Origin of the sequence: Mycobacterium sp. UM_11, from assembly GCF_001414075.1 — a bacterium.
Lineage (GTDB): Bacteria > Actinomycetota > Actinomycetes > Mycobacteriales > Mycobacteriaceae > Mycobacterium.
This window is the reverse complement of record NZ_LATC01000212.1, coordinates 1-1,819: the sequence shown is the minus strand read 5'-3', so window position 1 is coordinate 1,819 and position 1,819 is coordinate 1. Positions and strand designations below refer to the sequence as shown.

Genomic DNA, 1,819 nt, shown 5'->3' with positions numbered 1-1,819 from the left:
TGTGTATAAGAGACAGGGGCGACGACGCAGCCGTGCTCGATGTTGCATTGCGCGCCGAGCTGGCGCAGGCCCGCCTGATGCATGTCCAGCGGGCGCGACCCGATCGCGTCACCGCCCGGGAGCGCGACCCTGGCCCGCTTGCACCGGCCGACCAACGGCCCCAGCACGCACACCGACGCCCGGAACTGCCGGACCGCCGCGAAGTCGGCGTCGTACTTCGGTTCGTCCGGCGAGGTGATGCGGGCGACGTCGCCGTCGAGCTCGACGGTGGCGCCCAGCCCGCGCAGCACTTCAGCCATCAACGGCACGTCGAGGATGTCGGGGCAGTTGGTGATGGTGCTGGTGCCTTCGGCCAGCAGCGCCGCGGCCATCAGCTTGAGCACGCTGTTCTTGGCGCCCCCCACCGCGACTTCGCCGGACAACCGGTTGCCGCCGGTCACCACGAATCGCTCAGCCACCCGCGTCAGTCTAGTGAAGCGGTTTCTGGTTGTCAGTCAGCCGAGCCAAGGCGCCGGCCCGTCGCGGGCCGCAGTACCGTTTTGCTCATGGCGATACACCTGACCCGCATCTATACCCGGACCGGTGACGACGGCACGACGGGATTGAGCGACTTCTCGCGCGTCTCCAAGAACGATCCGCGCCTGGTCGCCTACGCGGATTGTGACGAGGCGAACTCGGCGATCGGCGTGGCGATCGCCCTGGGTCAGCCCGACGAGGAAATCGCCGGCGTGCTGCGCCAGATCCAGAACGACCTGTTCGACGCGGGTGCGGACCTGTCCACCCCGGTGGTGGAAAACCCCGAGCACCCCCCGCTGCGGATCACCCAGCCCTACATCGACCGGCTCGAGGGTTGGTGTGACAAATATAACGAGAACCTGCCGGCGCTGAATTCCTTTGTGCTGCCGGGCGGTTCGCCGTTGTCGGCGCTGCTGCACGTCGCCCGCACGATCGCGCGTCGAGCGGAACGGTCGGCATGGGCGGCCATCGATGCCGCGCCCCAGCAGGTCAACGTCCTGCCGGCGAAATACCTGAACCGCCTCTCGGATCTGCTGTTCATCCTGGCGCGCGCGGCCAATCCCGAGGGCGACGTGCTCTGGAAACCGGGCGGCGGGGCGCCAGGCGCGAGTTGACTTGCGGCGCAAGACCTAAACGCTGCGACGACGCGCGCGCGGCGAAGGACGGGACTCCAGCCAGGACAGGAACGCCGTCAATGCGCCCTTGTCCAGGGCGATCTCGTAGCCGGTCCTGCGGTCCTGCGTCGTGTCGCGCAGCTCCACCACCACGATCTCGTCGGTCATGATGTCGAATTCGTCGCCGCGTGGCGCACGCCGGGCCACGATCTCCACTCCCCTGCGGCTGAGCCGACGGTCCGGCCACAGCCGCAGGCTGGAGAGCCGGTAGAACGCGGCCTCACCGCCGCGGTAACGGATCACGCCGTGCCGCCAGCCGTGGCCGCCGACCGCGGGGATGTCTCGCATGATCCCCGCGGTGCCGCCCTGGCGCAGCTTCCAGAGTCGATAGCTGAGCGCGACGACCGCGCCCGCCAGGACGACGACGAGCACGACCATGCCGATCATGGGCGCGCTCATGGCCTTCTCCGAGGCCGGCTAGTCGATCGCGCCGACGGCGCGCAATCTGCCGCGCCCGCGCGCCGCGATGCGGGGATCGTCGGACTCCGAATCCTCCCTGGCGGCGCTTTCGTCGATCTCGGACTCGAACGCGGCCGACTCGGCCAGGACGGTCACCGTCTCCTCGGTGACCGAGAGGAACCCGCCTTCGATGGCGACCCGCAGGTCGTCTTCGCCCTGTCTCTTATACA

General features: G+C 68.8%; 2 protein-coding genes and 2 pseudogenes. 1 reads left to right on the top strand and 3 read right to left on the bottom strand.

The window, feature by feature from the left end; genetic code table 11:
* Window positions 1-458: pseudogene (locus WU80_RS24655) on the bottom strand (UDP-N-acetylglucosamine 1-carboxyvinyltransferase); the annotation flags it as partial.
* 87 nt (window positions 459-545) lie between these two features.
* On the opposite strand from WU80_RS24655, the gene WU80_RS24650 reads away from it, so the two are divergent.
* Window positions 546-1,130 carry a cob(I)yrinic acid a,c-diamide adenosyltransferase gene (locus tag WU80_RS24650; RefSeq protein WP_055405687.1) on the top strand — a complete coding sequence of 195 codons (585 nt, stop codon included), beginning with the start codon at window positions 546-548 and terminating at the stop codon, window positions 1,128-1,130.
* A gap of 15 nt (window positions 1,131-1,145) precedes the next feature.
* Here WU80_RS24650 and WU80_RS24645 read toward each other — a convergent pair whose 3' ends face one another.
* Together WU80_RS24645 and WU80_RS24640 are read right to left on the bottom strand one after the other, a co-directional pair.
* Window positions 1,146-1,589 (bottom strand): DUF2550 domain-containing protein, encoded by a 444-nt coding sequence (locus WU80_RS24645; protein ID WP_055405686.1) that lies wholly within the window; start codon window positions 1,587-1,589, stop codon window positions 1,146-1,148.
* Window positions 1,590-1,607: 18 nt separating this feature from the next.
* Window positions 1,608-1,819 (bottom strand): annotated as a pseudogene (locus WU80_RS24640) (F0F1 ATP synthase subunit epsilon); the annotation flags it as partial.

What these genes read in the sequence shown, in the direction of transcription:
- WU80_RS24645 (WP_055405686.1), bottom strand. Translation starts at nt 1,589, where the DNA reads ATGAGCGCGCCCATGATCGGCATGGTCGTGCTCGTCGTCGTCCTGGCG.
- WU80_RS24650 (WP_055405687.1), top strand. Translation starts at nt 546, where the DNA reads ATGGCGATACACCTGACCCGCATCTATACCCGGACCGGTGACGACGGC.